Annotated in this window: 19 protein-coding genes and 1 pseudogene; 9 read left to right on the top strand and 11 right to left on the bottom strand. The window is 72.2% G+C overall.

Translation table 11 applies throughout. The annotated features are described in order from the left end of the window. Window positions 1-103: 103 nt before the first annotated feature. Together mca and EDD40_RS43680 are read left to right on the top strand one after the other, a co-directional pair. Window positions 104-985 carry a mycothiol conjugate amidase Mca gene (mca, locus tag EDD40_RS19085; RefSeq protein WP_123744127.1) on the top strand — a complete coding sequence of 294 codons (882 nt, stop codon included), beginning with the start codon at window positions 104-106 and terminating at the stop codon, window positions 983-985. Then, the gene (locus EDD40_RS43680) at window positions 982-1344 is read left to right on the top strand and encodes a hypothetical protein (RefSeq protein WP_246037732.1); all 363 of its coding nucleotides are present in this window, start codon (window positions 982-984) and stop codon (window positions 1342-1344) included. Before mca ends, EDD40_RS43680 begins: the two co-directional genes overlap by 4 nt. A 23-nt stretch (window positions 1345-1367) precedes the next feature. On the opposite strand, the pseudogene EDD40_RS19075 reads toward EDD40_RS43680, so the two are convergent. Beyond that, window positions 1368-2093 (bottom strand): annotated as a pseudogene (locus EDD40_RS19075) (metallophosphoesterase); the annotation flags it as partial. Between the two features lie 68 nt (window positions 2094-2161). On the opposite strand from EDD40_RS19075, the gene EDD40_RS19070 reads away from it, so the two are divergent. Both EDD40_RS19070 and EDD40_RS19065 read left to right on the top strand, forming a co-directional pair. Further along, complete coding sequence (locus EDD40_RS19070; RefSeq protein WP_123744125.1) at window positions 2162-4129, top strand: thioredoxin domain-containing protein; 1968 nt, start codon at window positions 2162-2164, stop codon at window positions 4127-4129. A gap of 75 nt (window positions 4130-4204) precedes the next feature. After that, a complete protein-coding gene (locus EDD40_RS19065; RefSeq protein WP_123744124.1) occupies window positions 4205-4762 on the top strand; it encodes a hypothetical protein in 558 nt (185 codons plus the stop codon). A 75-nt stretch (window positions 4763-4837) separates the two neighbouring features. Here EDD40_RS19065 and trhA read toward each other — a convergent pair whose 3' ends face one another. Then, window positions 4838-5509 carry a PAQR family membrane homeostasis protein TrhA gene (gene trhA / locus EDD40_RS19060; RefSeq protein WP_201438527.1) on the bottom strand — a complete coding sequence of 224 codons (672 nt, stop codon included), beginning with the start codon at window positions 5507-5509 and terminating at the stop codon, window positions 4838-4840. Between the two features lie 81 nt (window positions 5510-5590). On the opposite strand from trhA, the gene EDD40_RS19055 reads away from it, so the two are divergent. Continuing rightward, entirely contained in the window at window positions 5591-6370 is a 780-nt protein-coding gene (locus tag EDD40_RS19055) for an isoprenyl transferase (RefSeq protein ID WP_123744123.1), read from the top strand. Between the two features lie 124 nt (window positions 6371-6494). Here EDD40_RS19055 and EDD40_RS19050 read toward each other — a convergent pair whose 3' ends face one another. Next, window positions 6495-6824, bottom strand: a complete 330-nt coding sequence (locus EDD40_RS19050; protein ID WP_123744122.1) for a hypothetical protein — start codon at window positions 6822-6824, stop codon at window positions 6495-6497. Window positions 6825-7119: 295 nt separating this feature from the next. Beyond that, window positions 7120-7464: a hypothetical protein gene (locus EDD40_RS19040; protein ID WP_211348204.1), complete on the bottom strand. Its 345-nt coding sequence runs from the start codon at window positions 7462-7464 to the stop codon at window positions 7120-7122. Between the two features lie 242 nt (window positions 7465-7706). On the opposite strand from EDD40_RS19040, the gene EDD40_RS19035 reads away from it, so the two are divergent. Continuing rightward, window positions 7707-8945 carry a DUF885 domain-containing protein gene (locus EDD40_RS19035; protein WP_123744121.1) on the top strand — a complete coding sequence of 413 codons (1239 nt, stop codon included), beginning with the start codon at window positions 7707-7709 and terminating at the stop codon, window positions 8943-8945. A gap of 492 nt (window positions 8946-9437) precedes the next feature. Further along, the gene (gene phoH2 / locus EDD40_RS19030) at window positions 9438-10727 is read left to right on the top strand and encodes an RNA 5'-3' helicase PhoH2 (protein WP_123744120.1); all 1290 of its coding nucleotides are present in this window, start codon (window positions 9438-9440) and stop codon (window positions 10725-10727) included. Here phoH2 and EDD40_RS19025 read toward each other — a convergent pair. The 4 genes from EDD40_RS19025 to pdxR all read right to left on the bottom strand — a co-directional run bounded on the left by EDD40_RS19025 (window position 10715) and on the right by pdxR (window position 16270). Then, the gene (locus tag EDD40_RS19025; protein WP_123744119.1) at window positions 10715-11437 is read right to left on the bottom strand and encodes a Pr6Pr family membrane protein; all 723 of its coding nucleotides are present in this window, start codon (window positions 11435-11437) and stop codon (window positions 10715-10717) included. The genes phoH2 and EDD40_RS19025 overlap by 13 nt on opposite strands. Window positions 11438-11572: 135 nt before the next feature. Beyond that, entirely contained in the window at window positions 11573-13012 is a 1440-nt protein-coding gene (locus EDD40_RS19020) for a GuaB1 family IMP dehydrogenase-related protein (protein WP_123744118.1), read from the bottom strand. Between the two features lie 299 nt (window positions 13013-13311). Next, window positions 13312-14850, bottom strand: coding sequence for an ATP-dependent DNA ligase (locus EDD40_RS19015; protein WP_123744117.1), 1539 nt, complete (start codon window positions 14848-14850; stop codon window positions 13312-13314). Window positions 14851-14902: 52 nt separating this feature from the next. Beyond that, window positions 14903-16270 (bottom strand): MocR-like pyridoxine biosynthesis transcription factor PdxR, encoded by a 1368-nt coding sequence (pdxR, locus tag EDD40_RS19010; protein ID WP_123744116.1) that lies wholly within the window; start codon window positions 16268-16270, stop codon window positions 14903-14905. Window positions 16271-16317: 47 nt separating this feature from the next. On the opposite strand from pdxR, the gene EDD40_RS19005 reads away from it, so the two are divergent. Continuing rightward, entirely contained in the window at window positions 16318-17232 is a 915-nt protein-coding gene (locus tag EDD40_RS19005; protein WP_123744115.1) for a DMT family transporter, read from the top strand. 76 nt (window positions 17233-17308) lie between these two features. Here the strand turns inward: EDD40_RS19005 and EDD40_RS19000 are convergent, their stop codons facing one another. Then, a complete protein-coding gene (locus EDD40_RS19000; RefSeq protein ID WP_123744114.1) occupies window positions 17309-18700 on the bottom strand; it encodes a class II fumarate hydratase in 1392 nt (463 codons plus the stop codon). Window positions 18701-18778: 78 nt separating this feature from the next. Between EDD40_RS19000 and EDD40_RS18995 the strand changes: the two genes are divergently transcribed. Further along, window positions 18779-19765 (top strand): NAD(P)/FAD-dependent oxidoreductase, encoded by a 987-nt coding sequence (locus tag EDD40_RS18995; protein ID WP_123744113.1) that lies wholly within the window; start codon window positions 18779-18781, stop codon window positions 19763-19765. On the opposite strand, the gene EDD40_RS18990 is transcribed toward EDD40_RS18995, so the two are convergent. Further along, the gene (locus tag EDD40_RS18990) at window positions 19762-20193 is read right to left on the bottom strand and encodes a L,D-transpeptidase (RefSeq protein WP_123744112.1); all 432 of its coding nucleotides are present in this window, start codon (window positions 20191-20193) and stop codon (window positions 19762-19764) included. The genes EDD40_RS18995 and EDD40_RS18990 overlap by 4 nt on opposite strands. A gap of 56 nt (window positions 20194-20249) precedes the next feature. Then, window positions 20250-20609: a L,D-transpeptidase gene (locus EDD40_RS43675; protein WP_246037731.1), complete on the bottom strand. Its 360-nt coding sequence runs from the start codon at window positions 20607-20609 to the stop codon at window positions 20250-20252. Window positions 20610-20730 lie beyond the last annotated feature (121 nt).

Genomic DNA, 20730 nt, shown 5'->3' with positions numbered 1-20730 from the left:
AGCCTTCCCGCCCGTGGGGAACAATGTCCCTCGACCACCGCGTTGAGTGTCGCAGGGGCTGGACCAGACAGGTTCGGCAGGGGCGAGGAGGAGCACCACCGTCATGGTTGAGAAGCTGCGCCTGATGGCGGTGCACGCGCACCCCGACGACGAGTCCAGCAAGGGCGCCGCCACGATGGCCCGCTACGTGGCCGAGGGCCACGAGGTCATGGTCGTGACCTGCACGGGTGGTGAGGCGGGCAGCATCCTCAACCCCGCCATGGACCGCCCGGACGTGCTGGAGAACATCGCCGAGGTCCGTCGTGCCGAGATGGCCCGCGCCGCCGAGATCCTCGGCGTGCGGCACCGCTGGCTGGGTTTCGTCGACTCGGGCCTGCCCGAGGGCGACCCGCTGCCGCCGCTGCCCGAGGGCTGCTTCGCGCTGACCCCGCTGGAGGAGTCGACGCCGCCGCTGGTCCAGGTGATCCGCGAGTTCCGCCCGCACGTGATCGTCACCTACGACGAGAACGGCGGCTACCCGCACCCCGACCACATCCGCTGCCACGAGGTGTCGGTCGCCGCGTTCGACGCGGCCGGCGACCCGGAGCGCTACCCCGAGCTGGGCGAGCCGTGGCAGCCGCTGAAGATGTACTACTCGCACGGCTTCTCCCGCGCGAAGCTGACCGCGTTCCACGAGGCCCTGATCGCCGAGGGCCAGGAGTCCCCGTACGCCGAGTGGCTGGCGGGCTGGGACACCGACAAGCCGGACGTCATCGAGCGGGTCACCACCCGCGTCGAGTGCGCCGACTTCTTCCCGGTGCGCGACGAGGCCCTCAAGGCCCACGCCACGCAGATCGACCCGGAGAGCCGCTGGTTCGCCGTGCCGCTGGAGATGCAGCGCTCGGTGTGGCCGACCGAGGAGTACGAGTTGGCGCGGTCGCTGGTCGACAGCACCGTGCCCGAGGACGACCTGTTCGCGGGCGTCCGGGAGAGGGTGACCGCGTGAGTTCGTTCGACCCGGTCCCGTGGGAGCAGACCACGGCGATCGTCCTGGCCCGGCAGCCGTCCACGGACAAGGACCCGGGCGGCCAGCAGGAGGACTTCGGCAAGTCCTCCCCGCTGGGCCTGCTGGTGCTGGTGCTGTTCTTCATCGCCGTGGTCTTCCTGGTCAAGTCGATGAGCAAGCACCTGAAGAAGCTGCCCGCGTCGTTCGACGAGCCCGAGGCGGGAGCCGGGGCCGAGACCGCGGCGGCGGGGGCCGAGGACGCCGAGGTCGAGCCGGGAGCCGGGTCGGGCCCGAAGCCTGGCTCGAAGCCGGAGGCCAAGGCCGGCAACGGCAACGGCGGCGCGAAGAAGGACGGCTAGCCCGCCACCGGCCCGGCCTACTGCTCGTACCAGGTCCGCCGGGCCGGGACGGAGACCAGCTCCCGTTCCGGGTAGCGCAGCGCGGTGAGCCTGCCGCCGAACACGCAGCCCGTGTCCAGGCACAGGGTTCCGTTCACCCACTCCGGTTCCTCCACCGGCGTGTGTCCATAGAGGACCACGGCGGCGCCCCGGTAGTCGCGGGCCCACGGGTAGCGCACGGGGAAGCCGCGCGAGTCGTACTCGCCCGTGCCGACGCCCCACAGCGCCAGCGACCGCATCCGCGGCGACTCGGTGCCGTGGAAGCGCTCGGGCAGCCCGGCGTGGGCGATCACCAGCTTGCCGCCGTCCAGCACGTAGTGCGGCACCAGGGAGTCGCAGAACGCCAGCACCTCGGCGCGGAACTCCGCCGTCTCCCGGGCCAGCTGGTCCAGTGACTGCTCCAGGCCGTGGTTGACCTGGACCTGGTGCCCCTTCAGCGCGCGCACCAGCTTCTCCTCGTGGTTGCCGCGCACGGAGACGGCGTTGCCCGCCGCGACCATCGGCATCACGAGCCGCAGCACGCCCGGCGTGTCCGGGCCGCGGTCCACGAGGTCGCCCAGGAACGCCACCTTGCGTCCCTCCGGGTGCGCGCCCTCGGCGGAATAGCCCAGTTCGCGCAGCAGGTGGCGGAGTTCCACGTGGCACCCGTGCACGTCGCCGACCACGTCGAACGGCCCGGTCTCGTGGCGCAGGTCGTGCGGTAACGGCTCACCGGAGGACTCCATGACCCCAGTCTGATCGACGAGTCCGGCGGTTGTCCGGGAATTACTGTGGAGCCATGACGAACCGGCTCGCGTCCTCGACCAGCCCGTACCTCCTGCAGCACGCCGGGAACCCGGTGCACTGGCGCCCGTGGTCGCCGGAGGCGTTCGAGGAGGCGCGCGAGCGGGACGTGCCGGTGCTGCTCTCGGTCGGCTACGCGGCGTGCCACTGGTGCCACGTGATGGCGCACGAGTCGTTCGAGGACGAGGCCACCGCGGCGTACATGAACGAGCACTTCGTGAACGTGAAGGTGGACCGCGAGGAGCGGCCGGACGTGGACGCGGTCTACATGGCCGTCACGCAGGCGCTCAGCGGGCACGGCGGCTGGCCCATGACGTGCTTCCTCACGCCCGACGGCGAGCCGTTCTACGCGGGCACCTACTACCCGCCGTCGCCCAGGCCGGGCCTGCCGTCGTTCCGGCAGGTGCTGGAGGCCATCGACCACGCGTGGCGCGAGCAGGGCGACGAGGTGCGCGAGTCGGCGGCGGGGATCGTGGCGCAGCTGGCGTTCAAGCCGCTGCCCCGGTCCACAGTGGACGACGAGGTGCTGGCGGGCGCGGTGGTGTCGCTGCTCGGGCACTTCGACCGGGCCAACGCCGGTTTCGGCGGCGCGCCCAAGTTCCCGCCGTCGATGGTGCTGGAGTTCCTGCTGCGCCACCACGAGCGGACCGGGTCGGTGGAGGCGCTGTCGATGGCGCGGACGACGTGCGACGCGATGGCGGACGGCGGGCTGTACGACCAGCTGGCGGGTGGGTTCGCGCGCTACAGCGTGGACGCGGCGTGGGTCGTGCCCCACTTCGAGAAGATGCTGTACGACAACGCCCTGCTGCTGCGCGCCTACACGCACCTGGGCCGGCGCGACGACAACCCGCGGTACCGCCAGGTGGTCCGCGAGACGGCCGAGTTCCTGATCCGCGACCTCGGCACGGCGGAGGGCGGGTTCGCGGCGTCGCTGGACGCGGACACCGAGGGCGTCGAAGGCCTGACGTACGTGTGGACGCCCGCGCAGCTCGTGCAGGTGCTGGGGTTGGCGACCGGAGCGCGCGCCGCGGCGCTGTACGGCGTGACGGACGAGGGCACGTTCGAGCACGGCACGTCGACGTTGCGGATGCTCGGCACGCCGGACGCCGAGATCGCGGCGAAGCTGCTGGCGGCACGTGACCGCAGGCCTCAGCCGGGACGTGACGACAAGGTCGTGACGGCGTGGAACGGCCTGGCCGTCGCGGCGCTGGCCGAGGCGGGCGCGGTGTTCGGCGAGCCGCGCTGGGTGGAGGCGGCCGTGCGGGCGGCGACGCTGGTGCTGGACGTCCACCTGGTCGACGGCCGGCTCCTGCGCACGTCCCGCAACGGCGCGGCGGGCACGGCGGCGGGCGTGCTGGAGGACTACGGCTGCTTCGCCGACGGCCTGCTCGCCCTGCACCAGGCGACCGGCGACGTCAAGTGGTTCACCGCGGCCTGCGGACTGCTGGACACCGCGGTGGCCCGGTTCGCGGGGGAGGAGCCCGGCGTCTACTACGACACGGCGGACGACGCCGAGGCGTTGGTGCAGCGGCCCTCGGACCCGTCGGACAACGCGACCCCGTCCGGGGCGTCGGCGCTCGCCTCGGCGCTCGTGACGGCGTCCGTGCTGGGCGGCCCGTCGACCTACCGCGACGCCGCCGAGGCCGCCCTCGGTCGCGCCGGCCTGCTGGCCGCCCGGGAGCCCCGGTTCGCCGGGCACTGGCTGAGCGTGGCCGAGGCGCTGGCGCTCGGGCCCGTGCAGGTCGCCGTCGTCGGTGACGGGCCCGAGCTGGCCGGCGCCGCGTGGCGCGGCGTGCACGGCGGCGGCGTGGTGGTGGCGGGCGCGCCGGACTCCGCGCCGTTGCTGGCCGACCGGCCGCTGGTGGAGGGCGGCGCGGCGGCCTACGTGTGCCGCGGGTACGTGTGCGACCGGCCCGTGACGTCGGTGGCCGAGCTGGCCGAGGCCCTGGCCGTCCACCGGTAGCGAACCGGCCCCGGCGCCCGGCGTTACCGGCGTAGCGTCTGCATCACCGTAATCATGTAATCAAGGTGGTGTGTGATGCGACGTGGATGGGGAGGCAAAGGCGGCCGGCCGCAGGCCGAGCAGCCGCCGGCGGACGACGCGGCCGGTTGGTTCGGCGGCAGGCTGCCCGACGGCTGGTTCACCGGCGCGCCGGTCGTGACGGCGGACCGGGAGGAGATCGTGGTCGTCGGCACGCTGCCCGCGTTGGAGGGCTCGTTCGCGGACGACGCCGAACGCGCGGCGGCCGAGTCGGGCCGGATCAGCCGGTTCCGGGAGCAGACCAGGGACGAGCGGATCGAGATCGCGCGGCAGGCCGAGCACCGCTACCGGCGCAAGGTCGCGTGGGGCGCCCGCCTCGGTGGCACGGAAGAGCTGTTCACCACGCTGTCGGCGCCGGTGATGACGCGGCTGCGGCAGCCGGAGCGGATGGTGCTCGACACGCTCGTCGCGGCCGGCGTGGCGCGGTCGCGGTCGGAGGCTCTGGCGTGGGCCGTGCGGCTGGTCGGCGAGCACGCGGACGCGTGGCTGACCGAGTTGCGCGACGCGATGACCCGGGTGGACGACCTGCGGGCGCAAGGCCCGGACCTGACGTGACGCCACCCCGTCCTCGGCCGGCGTCGAGGACGGGGTGGATCACGACGACCTGGACCAAAGCCACAGAGCCGCTGGTCAGGAGTAGATCGCGAACCAGATGGCGATGTAGTGGCACAGGGCCGCCAGGACGGTGGCCGCGTGGAAGAACTCGTGGTAGCCGAAGGTTTCCGGCCAGGGGTTGGGCCAGCGGGAGGCGTAGAAGATCGCGCCGGCGGTGTAGAGCAGGCCGCCCACCAGCAGCAGGACCAGGGCCGCCACGCCAACGTGGTGCAGCAGGTCGGGCAGGACGAAGACCGCCACCCAGCCCAGCGCGATGTAGATCGGCACCCCGAGCCACCGCGGGGCGTGCGGCCAGGCCAGTTTCAGCGTCACGCCGCCCAGGGCGCCGCCCCAGACGACGAGCAGCACGACGTTGCCCGTGCTCGGGGGCATGGCCAGCAGCGCGAACGGCGTGTAGGTGCCGGCGATGAAGACGAAGATCATCGAGTGGTCGAGGCGCTTCATCCACGTCCGCGCCCGCACGCTGACCCAGTTCACCCGGTGGTACAGGGCGCTCACGCCGAACAGGCCGAGCACGGTCACCCCGTACACGGATGTGGCCAGCGCGGCCTTCGCCGACACGGTGGCCGCGGCCAGGGCGATCAGCGTCGCGCCCGTGCCCACGGACACCACGAACGACCAGAGGTGCAGCCACCCCCGCAGGCGCGGCCGCAGCGCGGGCTGTGGGGTCTGAGTCGACGTGGTCACGCCCCGAGGTTACGGGAGCGTAGGTGACCGGGTCAGCACACGACAGCGTGACCGCGCCCACCCGGCGTACGCTCTTCCAGCGTGGGTCTTCGCGAACAGGTCAAGAGCGTCCTGCTCAAGGGTTACGAGTTCCGCCTCAACCGATGGCTCGACGGCAAGCAACGACCACGTCACGTCGGCGTCGTGCTCGACGGGAACCGTCGGTGGGCCAAGGAGGCGGGCTTCACCGACGTCGCGCACGGACACCGGGCCGGCGCGCGCAAGATCCTGGAACTGCTGAGCTGGTGCCGCGAAGCCGAGGTCGAGGTCGTCACGCTGTGGATGCTGTCCACGGACAACCTCAACCGCCCCGCCGAGGAACTGGACCCGTTGCTCGGCATCATCGCCGACATCGTCGACGAGCTCGCCGAGCCCGGTAACCCGTGGCGCATCCGGCACGTCGGCGCGCTGGACATGCTGCCGACCGAGACCGCCGCCCGGCTGTCCGCGGCGGCACTGCGCACCAAGGGCCGCACCGGCCTGGAGGTCAACGTCGCGGTCGGCTACGGCGGCCGGCAGGAGATCGCCGACGCGGTCCGCAAGCTGCTGCAGAAGCACGCCGAGTCCGGCGGCACGATCGAGGAGCTCGCCGAGGTCCTCGACGTCGACCACATCGCCGAACACCTCTACACCTCCGGCCAGCCCGACCCCGATCTGCTGATCCGCACCTCGGGGGAGCAGCGGCTGTCCGGGTTCATGCTGTGGCAGTCCGCGCACTCCGAGTTCTGGTTCACCGAGGCCTACTGGCCCGAGTTCCGCCGCACCGACTTCCTGCGGGCCCTGCGCGACTACGCCATCCGCCACCGCCGCTTCGGCTCCTGACCCCGGGCCCGCGGCCACCCCGGCCCGAGCGGCACGACCTGCGACACGCCCAAGGGCGGCGCGCCCGAACCGGGTGCGCCGCCCTTGGCGGATGTCAACGAGTCTTCAGTGAGCCCCGGGGGACTCAGCCGTTGTCGTCGTTGTCGTCGTTGTCCGTGTTGATGCAGGTGCTCTCGTCGTTGTTCGAGAGGATCGGGATCGCCAGGACGTTGAGCTCGACCTCGCAGACGTTGAGGTTGCTCAGCAGGTCGGAGTCCTGGGCGAAGTTGATCAGACCGAACTGGTCCGCGTAGTCGCCCTCCTCGCCCTCTTCGACGTCCACGTAGGAGTTCAGCTCGCCCACGGCGGTGTAGTAACCGTCGTGGTCGTCGTGGTGCGGGGTGGCGAACGCGGGAGAGCCCAGCATCATGAGTCCAGCCGCGGCGATGGCGACGGCGCCTGCCTTCTTGAACATGTGGAACACACTCCTCTAGTGGGGAATTGATGTGACGCCCAGAACCTCGCTCGATCATTCCGAGCATTCGGGGAGTCTGGCGGCTCAGGCGGTTTGCCCTCGCCTCGATAACTTACTGGCTTGTGCTATGAATTGCATCAGGCCGACACCATCGTGTGAACGCGTCGTTTTCCGGTTTTAGTTCTCGGGCGTGTATCCGGAGATTGCGCCACCTGCTGTGCCGCCCTTTTGCGGTATTGCTGCGACGCTTCGGTCGCCCGGCGGGGCCGCTCGGCCCCGCCGGGAGCACGGCCGATCAGTCGTCGTGGTCGTGACCGTGGCTGCCGTTGTCGTCGTTGTCGTCGTTGTCGGTGTTGAGGCAGGTGCTCTCGTCGTTGTTCGAGAGGACCGGGATGGTGAGGATGTTCACCTCGACCTCGCACAGGTTGATGCCGCTCGCGACATCCGAGTCCTGCGCGAAGTTGAGGAGGCCGAACTGGTCGACGTAGTTCCCCTCCTCGCCACCTTCCGTCACGTGCCAGCTGGTGTGGCCGTGGTCGTGACCGTGCTCGTGGGGGTCGCCCGCCACGGCGAATGCCGGCGCGCCGACCATCATCAGTCCGGCCACGATCGCGGCGACGGTGCTTGCCTGCTTCAGCACTATCAACACTCCTCTTTGTGGTAACCCGGTCGATCCAGCGCTGCTCGGAAGCCCGGTTGTGGGGGTTCGTCTTGTCTGCCCGGCAAACTACCGAACCGGAAGCCCCGGATGGATCTCCATGACACCATTGTGTGATCCGCCGAACGTGGGCGTCCCCCATTGCGGTGTCTTTTCGGGCCAGCATTCGTGACGGCGCTTCGGCTGTGGTAAACCGGCCGGTCATCTCGTATGGTCTTCAGTTCGTGGACGGCGACCGGATCGTGCGTGAGTACCTGCTGCTGGGGCTGCGGCTCGACCGGCTGTCGCCGGGGCTGGTCGACTCGTTCACCGGCGACCGGGCGCTGCGCCGCGCCGTGGACGTCGAGCCGAGGCCGCACCCCGCGGCGCTGGCCGAGCGGGCCGCGCTGCTGCGCCGCGAGCTGCCCGGCGTCGACCTGGAGCCGGACCGCAAGCGCTTCCTGGCCGCGCAGCTGGTGGCCGCCGAGACGATCGCCCGCAAGCTCGCCGGCGTGCGCGTCGGCTTCGTCGAGGAGGTGCGCGCGTACTTCCAGGTCGACATCCGCCCGGGCCACACCGACACCTACCGGCGCGCGCACGTCGCCTTGGACGAGCTGCTGCCCGGCCACGGCACGCTGGCCGAACGGCTCGCCGACCACCGGGCGCTGGACGAGGTGCCGCCGCGCCGCCTGAAGGACGCGGTGCACGCCCTGTCCAGCGCGCTGCGCGACCGCGTGCGGCAACGGTTCGAGCTGCCCGCGAAGGAGCTGGTGGAGTACGAGGTCGTCACCGACAAGCCGTGGAGCGGCTTCAACTACTACCTGGGCGGTTTCCGCTCGCGCGTGGCGATCAACGCCGACCTGGGCCACCGGATGTCGAACCTGCCGCACCTGGTCGCGCACGAGTCCTACCCCGGCCACCACACCGAGCACTGCCGCAAGGAGGTGGGCCTGGTCGGCAAGCGCGGGCACGCCGAGCAGGCGCTGTTCCTGATCAACACGCCGCAGTGCCTGATGGCCGAGGGCATGGCCGAGCTCGGGCTGCACGCCGTGGTCGGCGCCGGCTGGGGCCGCTGGACCGAGGAGATCATGGCCGACCTGGGCCTGCGGATGGACGGCGAGTCGGCCGAGCGGGTGGAGGGCGCCCTCTCCGGGTTGCTCACCGTGCGTCAGGACGCCGCCCTGATGCTCCACGACCGGCGCGCCCACCCGGATGACGTGGTCGACTTCCTGTGCCGCTGGCTGCTGGTCCCCGAACGCCGCGCCCGCCACATGCTGCGGTTTCTCGGTGACCCTCTGTGGCGGGCGTACACGTCGACGTACGTGGAGGGGGTCCGGTTGGTCCGGGCGTGGCTCGACCTCCGGGCCGGCGCGGACACCTCGGGTGACCGCTACCTGAGACTCCTTGACGAACCGCTGGTGCCGGCGGCGTTGGCCGACGAGGTCGCGGCGGGCGTGCCCTGGCTGTCCGGCGACCCTGGGTGACGGACCGCGGCACGGCCGACCGCACGTGCTCTGAGCTGCGTGGACGACGTCGGGTTGCGCCGATGTGACGGTCGGGCGTCGGCCGCGCGCAGCCCGACCGGCCGTCTTTCGCCAGTTTTGCGGGGAGGTGACGAATTGACGAATCACCTGTGTGGCTGCCTGCATAAGAGGGACCCGCAGAGGTAACTTCCGGTTGGCGGGACGCGTCCACTGCGGACCGCGCAGGGAGGCCCTGATCGTGGCTGTCGTCGTGTCGCCGGTTCCGCCGGCGGTGATGAGCGCGAGGGGGCCGGCACCCGGCCCTCGTGGTCGGTGCGCCTGAGCTAGACGGCGTGCCGGTCGATCGGGGTGGTGCCTGGCCCAGCGAGGAGCGGACGCGGGTGCCGCGTTCGTGAGGGAGTTGCCGTGAACGCACGACGACCCGCGAGCCGTTCCTCAGGCTCATCGCGCAGCACTTCCCGGCGCCGTGGCGCGCCGACGACCAACACGTACGTGGTGGACACGTCCGTGCTGCTCTCCGATCCCCTGGCCACCACGCGGTTCGCCGAGCACGAGGTCGTGCTGCCGCTCGTGGTGATCAGCGAGCTGGAGGGCAAGCGGCACCACCCGGAACTGGGCTGGTTCGCGAGGGAGGCGCTGCGCCTGCTCGACGACCTGCGACTGCGGCACGGCCGGCTGGACCACCCGGTCCCGATCGGCGAGGACGGCGGCACGCTGCGCGTCGAGCTCAACCACTCCGACCCGGAGGTGCTGCCCGCGGGTTTCCGCACGGACTCCAACGACGCCCGCATACTGGCCTGCGCGCTCAACCTCGCGGCCGAGGGCAACGCCGTCACGCTGGTCACCAAGGACATGCCGCTGCGGGTCAAGGCGGGCGCGGTCGGCCTGGCCGCCGAGGAGTACCGGGCGCACGACGTCACGCTGTCCGGCTACTCCGGGATGTCCGACCTGGACGTCGACCAGGCCGTGGTGGACGCGCTCTACCGCGACAGCGTGATCGACCCGGCGCTGCACGACCTCGCGCACGTGGCCGAGCTGCCCTGCCACAGCGGGCTGCGGTTGCTCGCGGGCACGTCGAGCGCGTTGGGCCGGGTCACGCCGGACAAGCGGCTGCGGCTGGTGCGCGGCGACCGGGAGGCGTTCGGGCTGCACGGTCGGTCGGCCGAGCAGCGCGTGGCGCTGGACCTGCTGCTGGACACCGAGGTCGGCATCGTCTCGCTGGGCGGACGGGCCGGCACCGGGAAGTCGGCGCTCGCGCTGTGCGCGGGGTTGGAGGCGGTGATGGAACGCCGCCAGCACCGCAAGGTCGTGGTGTTCCGCCCGCTGTACGCGGTGGGCGGGCAGGAGCTGGGGTACCTGCCCGGCTCCGAGAGCGAGAAGATGCAGCCGTGGGCGCAGGCGGTGTTCGACACCCTCGGTGCCCTGGTCAGCCAGGACGTCGTCGAGGAGATCATGGACCGCGGCATGCTGGAGGTCATGCCGCTGACCCACATCCGCGGCCGGTCGCTGCACGACTCGTTCGTGATCGTGGACGAGGCGCAGTCGCTGGAGCGCAACGTGCTGCTGACCGTGCTGTCACGGTTGGGGGCCAACTCCCGGGTGGTGCTCACGCACGACGTGGCGCAGCGTGACAACCTGCGCGTCGGGCGGCACGACGGCGTGGCGGCCGTCATCGAGAAGCTGAAGGGCCACCCGCTGTTCGCGCACGTCACGTTGACCCGGTCGGAGCGCTCGCCGATCGCCGCGCTGGTCACCGAGATGCTGGAGGACTACGCCTCCTGACGGTCCGACGCCGAGGCCGCCCCGGTCACCGCGACCGGGGCGGCCTCCAGCTTGTGGTCGACGACCTTCGCGAGCCACGCCAGGACGGCGGCGAAGACCAGCACCAGCAGGGCGTTGCGCAGGGCGGCGCCGAAGCCGAGCTCGGTGGCGTCCAGGAACGGGTAGGGGTACCAGCCGGTGACGGCGCCGTGGACGAACGTGTAGGCGATCCACAGGACGGGCCAGCCGAGCAACGCCCCGGCGACGGTGGCCCGGTCCACGCGCGGGCGGGGGCCGAACAGCAGCCAGCCGAGCACCGCCAGCACCGGCGACAGCCGGTGGAAGCCCAGGTTCACCCACCAGGCGACGCCGACGGGGTGCACCAGCGGCGCGAGCACGAGGGCGAAGACGACGCCGGTGATCGCGATGCCCAGCAGCGCGTCCAGGCGGGCCACCCGCCAGCCGCGACCGTCGCGGGCCGGGTCGACCGCCAGGGTGATCGCCACGACGAGCACGAACAGGTTGCTCTGGATGGTGAAGTAGCTGAACAGGCGGATGAGACGCACACCGAGCGCCACCTGGGTCGCGGGGTCGCCGGAGTTGACGTCCGCCCCACCGGTGAACAGCAACACCAGTTGGGTGATCAGGGACGCGGCGATCACCGCCGCCAGCGCGCCGTGCCACACCCGTGACCCGGTGCGCCGGCGGCTTGGGCGTGGTGCGGTGCTCATCGTCCGATCATCGGGTCGGCCGAGCGGTCCCGCTGGGCGAACCCGCCCGGGCCTCCCACCAGGACCTCGCCGACGTCCGGCACGGCCCTGGTGGTCAGCTCGTCGACCCGATCAGGTGAAGCGGGACGGGTGTGCTCACCAGCCCGAGGGGAGCGGGCGGCCTTCGGCGAACCCGGCCGCGCTCTGCACGCCGAGGGTCGCCTTGGCGTGGAACTCCTCCAGGGTCTGGGCGCCGGCGTAGGTGCAGGAGCTGCGCACGCCCGCCGTGATGGCGTCCAGCAGGTCCTCCACACCGGGGCTGTTCGGGTCCAGGCGCATGCGCGAGGTGGAGATGCCCTCCTCGAACAGGCCCTTCTTGGCGCGGTCGAACGCGTTGTCGGTGCGGGTGCGGGCGGACACGGCGCGCTTGGACGCCATGCCGAACGACTCCTTGTAGAGGCGGCCCTGCTCGTCGCGCTGCAGGTCGCCGGGCGACTCGTAGGTGCCCGCGAACCAGGAGCCGATCATGACGCTGGACGCGCCGGCGGCGAGGGCGAGAGCGACGTCGCGCGGGTGGCGGACGCCGCCGTCGGCCCAGACGTGCCTGCCGAGCCTGCGGGCCTCGGCGGCGCACTCGGCCACGGCGGAGAACTGCGGGCGGCCGACGCCGGTCATCATCCGGGTGGTGCACATCGCGCCCGGGCCGACACCGACCTTGATGATGTCCGCGCCCGCTTCCACCAGGTCGCGGACGCCTTCGGCGGTGACGACGTTGCCGGCCACGACCGGGACGGCCGGGCGCGCCTCGCGGACGGCCTTGAGGGCGGCGAGCATCTTCTCCTGGTGGCCGTGGGCGGTGTCGACGACGAGGGTGTCGACGCCGGCTTGGAGGAGCTGCTCGGCCTTCGCGGTGACGTCGCCGTTCACCCCGATGGCGGCGGCGACGCGAAGCCTGTTCGCGTCGTCGAGGGCGGGTTGGTAGACGTCGGCGCGCAGGGCGCCCAGGCTGGTCATCACGCCGCGGAGGCGGCCGTCGGCGTCGACCCCGAGCGCGATCCGCTGGGTGCCACCGTGCAGCCGGTCGAAAACTTCACGCGGAGGGGTGTCCAACGGAAGGGTGACGATGCGCTCGTCGGCCACGTCGTGCAACCGGGTGAAGCGGTCGACGCCCGCGCACGCCGCCTCGTCCACGACCCCCGTGGGCCGGCCGTCGTCGTCGATCACGACCACCGCCCCGTGCGCGCGCTTGTGCAGGAGGTTGACCGCGTCGGCGACCGAGTCGCCGGGGTGCAACGTCAGCGGGGTGTCCCACACGGTGTGCCGTGCCTTGACCCACTGGACGATCTCCGCGACCGCTTCCGGCGCCACGTCCTGCGGGAGGACCACCAGCCCGCCGCGTCGCGCCACGGTTTCCGCCATCCGCCGTCCCGCCACCGCGGTCATGTTCGCGACCACGATCGGGATCGTCGCCCCCGTTCCGTCGGAGGTCGACAAGTCGACACCGAACCTCGAGTCCACGGCCGATCGGCCGGGCACGAGGAAGATGTCGTCGTAGGTCAGGTCGTAGCTGGGCCGATGCCCTTCGATGAACCGCACGAGAACTTGACGATACTCGCGTCGGGGCCACTTTGCCCTGGTTGTCCGCACCAGGAGGGCCGCCGGTACGGGGTCTGCGGTTGTAGCTTCCTCCAAGCCCGCACTCCTGCGGCCCGGCCGGTCCCGCCGCCTGGTGTCGGCGGCCGATCCCCGCCAAGGCGACGCCAGTGGCGCGGACGGCGGCGGGTGGCCGAGTGGGTGGGGGTGGCGGTGGTTGCGGCGTGGGCCGGGTTGGTGGGTTTCCTCCTCGTTTCAACCGAGGGGCGGTAACAGTGTTTCCGTACATTGTCGGGCCATGATCACCCGATCGTGTCTGGTGGGGTGGCTGCACGCTGGGGCAGCAGGGAGCGGACGGCGTCGATCGTGTCGGCCTCGCCCGCGTCCTTGTCCGGTCGGTAGCGGAGCACGCGGGCGAAGCGCAGGGCCACGCCGCCCGGGTACCGGGAACTGACCTGGACCCCGTCCAGCTCGATCTCGATCACCATCTCCGGCCTCACCACCACCGCCCAGTCGGTCTTCTCCGTCGCGATCGCCATCAACTCACGCGTCTGCCACGCCAGCAACTCGTCCGTCAGCCCCTTGAACGTCTTGCCGACCATGATCGGCGCGCCGCCGTCGGGATCACGCGCGCCCAGGTGCAGGTTCGACAGCAGCCCCCGCCGCCGGCCGCTGCCCCACTCCACCCCGAGCACCACCAGGTCGAGCGTGTGCACGGGCTTCACCTTCTGCCACGCCCGCCCGCGCCGGCCCGCCGCGTAGACCGACTCGAGCGACTTCACCATCACGCCCTCGTGCCCCCCGGCCAGCGCCTCGTCCAGCACCCGCGTCGCCTCCTCCTCCGACGAGGGCGACACCACCCCCGGGATCACGTGCGGCCCCGCCACCCGCCGCACCGCGTCCAGCCGCGCCGACAGCGGCTCGTCCAGCAGATCCACGCCGTCCAGGTGCAGGCAGTCGAAGAAGAACGGGCTCAGCAGCAGCTCCCGGACGTCCTGCGCCCCGAACCGGCTCATCGTCTCCTGGAACGGCCGGGGTTTGCCGTCGTCGGTCAGGGCCAGGGTCTCGCCGTCGAGCACCACCGACGTGCACGGCAAGGCCCGCACCAGCTCCACCAGCTCCGGCACGGTGGCGGTGATCTCGCGCAACGTCCGCGTGAAGACCCGCACCTCGTCACCCGACCGGTGCACCTGGATCCGCGCGCCGTCCAGCTTGTGCTCCACCACGCACGACCCCAGCTCCGCCAGCGCCGAGGACAGCGACTCGGCCGGTGACGCCAGCATCGGCCGCACCGGCCGCCCCACCTCCAGCCGGAACGCGGCCAGCGCCGCCGACGCGCCCTCGCCGCTCATCGCCGCCACCGCGGTCCCCGGCAGCGATCCCGACAGCATGAACGCCCGCCGCACCACCTCGCCGGGCACGTCGGCGGCCCGCGCGATCGCGTCTACCATCACCCCTTCGAGTGCGCCTTGGCGCAGCTCACCGGTCAGCAGCCGACGCAGGAAGTCCTGCTCGGCGGCGGTGGCCCTGCCGAACAGCGAGGTCAGCGCCTCCGCCCGGCGGGCGGCCGAACCCCTGCCGCCGATCGACGCGAACGACCCCAGCGCCTCGTCCACGTCGGACACCGTCAGCGAGGGCTCCGCGGCGGGCGGGACGTCCAGGTCGAACACGGTGCGCCAGCCCGCGCCGATCCGGCCCTGGCTGGGCACGCCGACCAGGAACGACACCACCGCGGGCGTGCTCATCCGGCGCACCAGCCCGGCCAGGGCGGCGACCTTGGCCAAGCGGGAGCGCGTCGCGGCCACCGCGGCGGACGTCTCGACGACTTCGGTGAACAACACGCGACCATGGTGCACCCGACCACCGACAAGAACCGGTTCAGCCGACACCGGGTCACACCGCGGCGCGCAGCTCCCCGACGGCCTCGCGCAGCCGGTCCGGCGTCAACGCCGCGTACCCGAGCACCAGCCCGGGGAACGTCGGCGTGCGCGCGTACCGGGCCAGCGCCGGCGCGTTCACCCCGCGCCGCGCCAGCCGCTCCTGCACCGCCACGTCGTCCGTCCCGGCGGGCAACCGCACGACCAGGTGCAGCCCGGCGGCCACCCCGATCGGCTCCCACTCCGGCAGCACGGCCCGCAGCGCCCCGAGCAGCGCGTCCCGCCGCGCCCGGTACAGCTGACGCGTGCGCCGCAGGTGCCGGTCGTACCCGCCGCCGCCGAGCAGCCGGGCGAACGCCGCCTGGTGCAACGTCCCCGTGCCCAGGTCGTCCAACCGCTTGCGGTCCACCACGACGTCGCGCAACGCGGGCGGCAGCACCAGCCACCCCAGCCGCAACGCGGGCGCGAGCACCTTGCTGGCACTGCCCTGGTACACCACCCGCGTCGGGTCGAGCGCCTGCATCGCGCCCAACGCCGGCCGGTCGTAGCGGTGCTCGGCGTCGTAGTCGTCCTCCACCACCACCCCGTCGCACGCGCGCGCCCACTCCAGCAGCGCGCGCCGACGTTCCGGGTGCAGCACGACGCCCAACGGGAACTGGTGCGCCGCGGTGACGAACACCGCCCGGCAGTCCGTCGCGGCCAGCACGTCGACGCGCAGCCCGTCCGCGTCGACGGGGACCGGCCGGATCGCGAGGCCGTGCGACGCCAGCATCTCCGACGCGCCGAAGTGGCTCGGTTCCTCGACCGCCACGCTGCGGTGCCCGGCCGCGTGCAGCACCCGGCCCAGCAACGAGATCCCCTCCGCCGCGCCGTTCGTCACGACCACTTCGGACGGTCGCGCCGCCACCGCGCGCACCCGGCCCAGGTAGTCCGCCAGCTCGCGCCGCAGCGGCGCGAACCCGGCCGGGTCGGGGTAGCCGAGGTCGTCGGTGGACAGGTCGGCCAGCGCCGACTTCTGCGCTTGCGACCACTCGTCACGCGGGAACGCGCTCAACGCGGGCACGCCCGGCTTCAGGTCGTACCGGAACTTCGGCGCGGGCTCGACCTCGGCGGCGGCGGCCGGCCAGGTGAAGGTGGTCGACACGGTGGTGCCGGAGCCGTGCCGCGCGGTCAGGTACCCCTCGCCGACGAGCTGCGCGTACGCGGACGTGACCGTGCCGCGGGCGACGCCGAGCTGGGCGGCCAGGTCGCGGCTGGACGGCAGGCGGGTGCCCGGCGCGAGCCGCCCGTCCCGCACCGCGCGGCGCAGCTCGGCCTCCACCGCGCGCCTGCCGTTCTTCGGCGCGAGGAGCAGTTCACGATAAGTGGTCCAGTTGGCAGGCATCGAAGTGGAGCTTAATCCTGGACCACTGGTGGCGGAGAGTCCTGACCATGAGAAACGGCAGAACCGCGATCGCGGCGGGTGCGTTGTCGTCGGTGATCGTGGGCGCGTCCGTGCCCGTGACGGGCATGCTCCAGGCGTATCCGCTGCTCACGGGGCAGGCGATGCGGTACGCGCTGGGCGGGGTGGTGCTGCTCGCGTGGATCCGGGCGCGGGGAGGGCGGCTGCCCCGGCCGGCGCGGCGGGACTGGCCGGCGCTGGTCGGGCTGGTGGCGACCGGGATGCTCGGGTTCAACGCGTGCGTGCTGTACGCGCAGCGGTACGCCGAGCCGGGGTTCGTCGCGGCGGTGCTCGGGGCGAGCCCGCTGGTGCTGGCGCTGGTGGCACCGCTGCTGGCCGGGCGCAAACCGGCCGGTGCGGCGGTGGTCGGCGCGGTGGCCGTGGTCGGCGGGGTGGTGGTGCTGTCGGGCGGCGGGTCGTGGCACGGGCCGGGGCTGCTGCTGGCGTTGCTGACGATGGCGGGCGAGGCGTCGTTCACGCTGTTCGCGGTGGGGGTGGTGCGGCGGCTGGGCGGGTTGGCGGTGGCGACGTGGTGCTGCCTGATCGCGGCCGCGGCCGGTGGGGTGGCGGGGACGTTCGTCGGCGGGTGGCAGGCGCCGACGGCGCGCGAGGGCGTGGCGCTGGTGGTGCTGGGGGTCGTGCTGACGGCGGTGGCGTTCGGGCTCTGGTACTTCGCGGTGGCGCGGTTGGGCGCGGACCGGGCCGGGGTGCTGATCGGGTTGATGCCGGTGGCCGGGCTGGTGGCGTCGGTGGCGCTGGGCGCGCAGGCGTTGACCGCGGTGGCGTCGGCCGGGGCGGTCGCGGTGGCGGTGGGGTGCGTGATCGGGCTGCGGGGGCGGGCGGCCGACGTCGACCGCCCGCCCCTGGCCGAGCCGAAGGTCCAGGTCGCGCCTTCCGAGCGTTGAATTCGGGTGTTCCGAACGTAGGACACGCGCGTTCCGAACGTAGGACACGCGCGGGCTGGAGGTTGGACTCTCGGGGTCAGTGGGGGTTGGCCATGCGCAGGACGTCCAGGGCGCGGTCCAGGTCGGACTCGGAGAGCTTCGACGGGACGTGACCGCGTTCCAGGACGACCTCGCGGATGGTCTTGCGCTCGCGCAGGGACTGCTTGGCGATGGAAGCGGCCTCCTCGTAGCCCAGGTAGCGGTTGAGGGGGGTCACGATGGACGGCGACGACTCGGCGTACTCGCGCATCCGGTCGATCTGCGGTTCGGCGCCGGTCAGGACCTTGTCGGCGAGCAGCCGGGCCACGGCCGCCAGCAGGCGGGACGACTCCAGGACGTTGCGGGCGATCACGGGCAGCATCACGTTCAGCTGGAAGTTGCCCTGCGACCCGGCGAACGCCACCGCCGCGTCGTTGCCGATGACCTGCGCGACCACCATCATCGTGGCCTCGGAGATCACCGGGTTCACCTTGCCCGGCATGATCGACGAACCCGGCTGGAGGTCCGGCAGCGCCAGCTCGCCCAAGCCGGTGCGCGGTCCCGAACCCAGCCACCGCAGGTCGTTCGCGATCTTGTAGAGCCCCACGGCGGTGGCCCGCAACTGCCCGGAGATCTCCACCACACCGTCCTGCGTGGCCTGCGCCTCGAAGTGGTCGCGGGCCTCGGTCAGCGGCAGGCCGGTGACCGAGGCCAGCTCGGCGGCGACGGCCGCGCCGAACCCGGCGGGCGCGTTCAGGCCGCTGCCCACCGCCGTGCCGCCGATCGGCAGCTCGGCCAACCTGGGCAGCGACGAGGTGAGGCGCTCGACGCCGTAGCGGACCTGGGTCGCCCAGGCGCCCGCCTCCTGGCCCAGGGTGATCGGCACGGCGTCCATCAGGTGCGTCCGGCCCGACTTCACCAACGACGTCCAGTCGGCGGCACGGGCGTCCAGCACCGAGAGCAGGTGCTCCAGGGCCGGCACGACGTCCCGCGCCACGGCCTCCGTCGCCGCGACCCGCAGCGTGGTCGGGAACGTGTCGTTGGACGACTGCGAGGCGTTGACGTGGTCGTTCGGGTGCACGTCACGGCCCAGCGCGCGGGTCGCGAGGGTGGCGATCACCTCGTTCGCGTTCATGTTCGACGACGTGCCGGAGCCGGTCTGGAACACGTCCACCGGGAAGTGCCCGTCGTGCTCGCCCGCCGCGACGGCGTCGGCGGCGGAGGCGATGGCCGCCGCGACTTCGGGTTCCAGCACCCCCAACCGCTCGTTCACCCGCGCGGCGGCGGCCTTGAGCAGGCCCAGCGCGCGGATCTGGGCGCGCTCCAAACCACGCCCGGAGATCGGGAAGTTCTCCACCGCGCGCTGCGTCTGCGCACGCCACAGCGCGTCCGCCGGCACCCTGACCTCGCCCATGGTGTCGTGCTCGACGCGGTACTCCTGTTCAGCCATGCACCCGAGTTTGTCGCGCCTTGCCGTGTTCGGCCCGAGAAGGTGGGAAGAGTGGCCTGGAACACCTATGGTCGAGGGATGGAGCTTGAGGTCGACCTGCTGATCGTCGGTGCCGGCCCCACCGGGCTGTTCGCGGCGTACTACGCGGGGTTCCGGGACCTGTCGGTCGCGCTGGTCGACGCGCTGCCCGAGGCGGGCGGCCAGATCACCGCGATGTACCCGGAGAAGATGATCTTCGACGTGGCCGGGTTCCCGGCGGTGCGCGGGCGCGAGCTGGTGACCGCGCTCGTGCAGCAGGCCGACCAGTGGCAGCCGACGTACCTGCTCGGCCGTCAGGCCCGGACGCTGTCCACTGTGGATGGTCCGGCCGGTGGCGGGCGGCTGGAGGTCGGGCTGGCCGACGGCGGCGTGGTGCGCGCCGGCGCGGTGCTGATCACGGCGGGCATCGGCGAGTTCCGGCCGCGCCCGCTGCCCGCCGGCGACGGCTGGCTGGACCGGGGCATGGTGCACTTCGTGCCCAAGCTCAACGTGCACACCGGGCAGGACGTGGTGGTCGTCGGCGGCGGCGACTCGGCGTTCGACTGGGCGCTGGCGCTGCACCCGATCGCGGCCAGCGTCACGCTCGTGCACCGCCGGGCCACGTTCCGGGCGCACCCGCCGACCGTGCGGCAGGTCCGCGAGCTGGGCGTGGAGATCATCACCGACGCCGAGGTGCTCGAACTGCGCGGTGACGAAGGGCTGGCCGAGGTGGAGCTGGGGCTCAAGGGCGGCGACCGCAAGGTGCTGCCCGCGCAGGCCGTCGTCGCGGCCCTCGGGTTCACCGCCGACCTCGGCCCGATCGAGTCGTGGGGCCTGGAGCTGGACCACCGGGCGGTGCTGGTGGACACCACCATGCGCACCGCCCGGGATCGCGTCTACGCGGCGGGCGACGTCGCCCACTACCCCGGCAAGGTCAAGCTGATCGCCACCGGGTTCGGCGAGGCCGCCACCGCGGTCAACAACATCGCCGTGCTGCTCGACCCGGAAGCACACCTGTTCCCGGGCCACTCCAGCAACGCGACTTAAGGCACCACCTGGACTTGCTCGCCGGGGAACAGGTTGTCGTAGAACACCAGCGACTCCTGCGGGCCCAGGCGGACGCAGCCGTGCGACTGCGTGTTCGTGTCACCCTGGTGGAACGCGATGCCGTTCGTGGTGAAGTACACCGCGTTCGGCATCGGCCCGTTGTAGGGCACGCTCCAGTCGTCCTTCACCTTGCGCAGCACGGGATAGGTGCCGGGCGGGGTCTCGTGGCCCGGCATCCCGTGGGACACCGGGACGGGGCCGTAGCTGGCGTTCCCGTCGTAGATCAGCCATGCCTGGTTGGTGGACAGTCGCACGCACGCGCCGTTCTGCACGGAGCACGGTGTGCCGGTCGCCGCGGAAGCGGGAGTCGCGAGGCCGAAGGTCAGGGCCGCCGCGGCTATCGCCGTCGTGCCGAGCGTCTTCCTCATCGCTATCACTCCTCGGTGTCAGGATTACCCACCAAGGAGTGATCCGACACACCCTGTTACGCAACCACCTGGACCTGGTCACCCACCCGGAGGGTGTGGAAGTACTTCGCCGCCGCCTCGCGGGCCAGGTGGATGCAGCCGTGGGACTCGTCCGTGAGGCTGCCCTCGTGGAACGCGATGCCGTTGCCGACGAAGTACGTCGAGTACGGCATCTCGGCCATGCCGAAGTCGCGGCTGTAGTCCAGTTCGACCTTCCACAGCACCGAGTGGTAGCCGACGGGCGTCTCGTAGCCGGGCCGCCCGGACGTGGTCGGCACCGGGCCGTAGCTGACCTTGCCCTCGCTGATCAGCCACGACTCGTTGGTCGACAGCCGCACGCACGCGCCCTCGGTGATGTCGCACGGCGTGCCGGGCACGGTGACCGGCGGTGGCGGCGGCGCGGGCTGCGGGTCCGGGGTCGCGGTGGTCTCCGCCGTCGGCTCGGTGGCCGGAGTGGACGGGGCGGCGGCAGAGGACGAAGAGGACTCCTCCGTCGGC

The sequence above is a fragment of the Saccharothrix texasensis genome, from assembly GCF_003752005.1.
In the GTDB taxonomy this organism is placed as follows: domain Bacteria; phylum Actinomycetota; class Actinomycetes; order Mycobacteriales; family Pseudonocardiaceae; genus Actinosynnema; species Actinosynnema texasense.
This window is presented reverse-complemented; position numbering and strand designations above follow the sequence as displayed.

Excerpts from the sequence above, each read along its gene's own strand:
- EDD40_RS19000 (WP_123744114.1), bottom strand. The coding sequence starts at position 18,700 with ATGGCTGAACAGGAGTACCGCGTCGAGCACGACACCATGGGCGAGGTC.
- EDD40_RS18995 (WP_123744113.1), top strand. The coding sequence starts at position 18,779 with ATGGAGCTTGAGGTCGACCTGCTGATCGTCGGTGCCGGCCCCACCGGG.
- EDD40_RS19065 (WP_123744124.1), top strand. The coding sequence starts at position 4,205 with ATGCGACGTGGATGGGGAGGCAAAGGCGGCCGGCCGCAGGCCGAGCAG.
- EDD40_RS18990 (WP_123744112.1), bottom strand. The coding sequence starts at position 20,193 with ATGAGGAAGACGCTCGGCACGACGGCGATAGCCGCGGCGGCCCTGACC.
- EDD40_RS19070 (WP_123744125.1), top strand. The coding sequence starts at position 2,162 with ATGACGAACCGGCTCGCGTCCTCGACCAGCCCGTACCTCCTGCAGCAC.
- EDD40_RS19050 (WP_123744122.1), bottom strand. The coding sequence starts at position 6,824 with ATGTTCAAGAAGGCAGGCGCCGTCGCCATCGCCGCGGCTGGACTCATG.
- pdxR (WP_123744116.1), bottom strand. The coding sequence starts at position 16,270 with ATGCCTGCCAACTGGACCACTTATCGTGAACTGCTCCTCGCGCCGAAG.
- mca (WP_123744127.1), top strand. The coding sequence starts at position 104 with ATGGTTGAGAAGCTGCGCCTGATGGCGGTGCACGCGCACCCCGACGAC.
- EDD40_RS19025 (WP_123744119.1), bottom strand. The coding sequence starts at position 11,437 with ATGAGCACCGCACCACGCCCAAGCCGCCGGCGCACCGGGTCACGGGTG.
- EDD40_RS19005 (WP_123744115.1), top strand. The coding sequence starts at position 16,318 with ATGAGAAACGGCAGAACCGCGATCGCGGCGGGTGCGTTGTCGTCGGTG.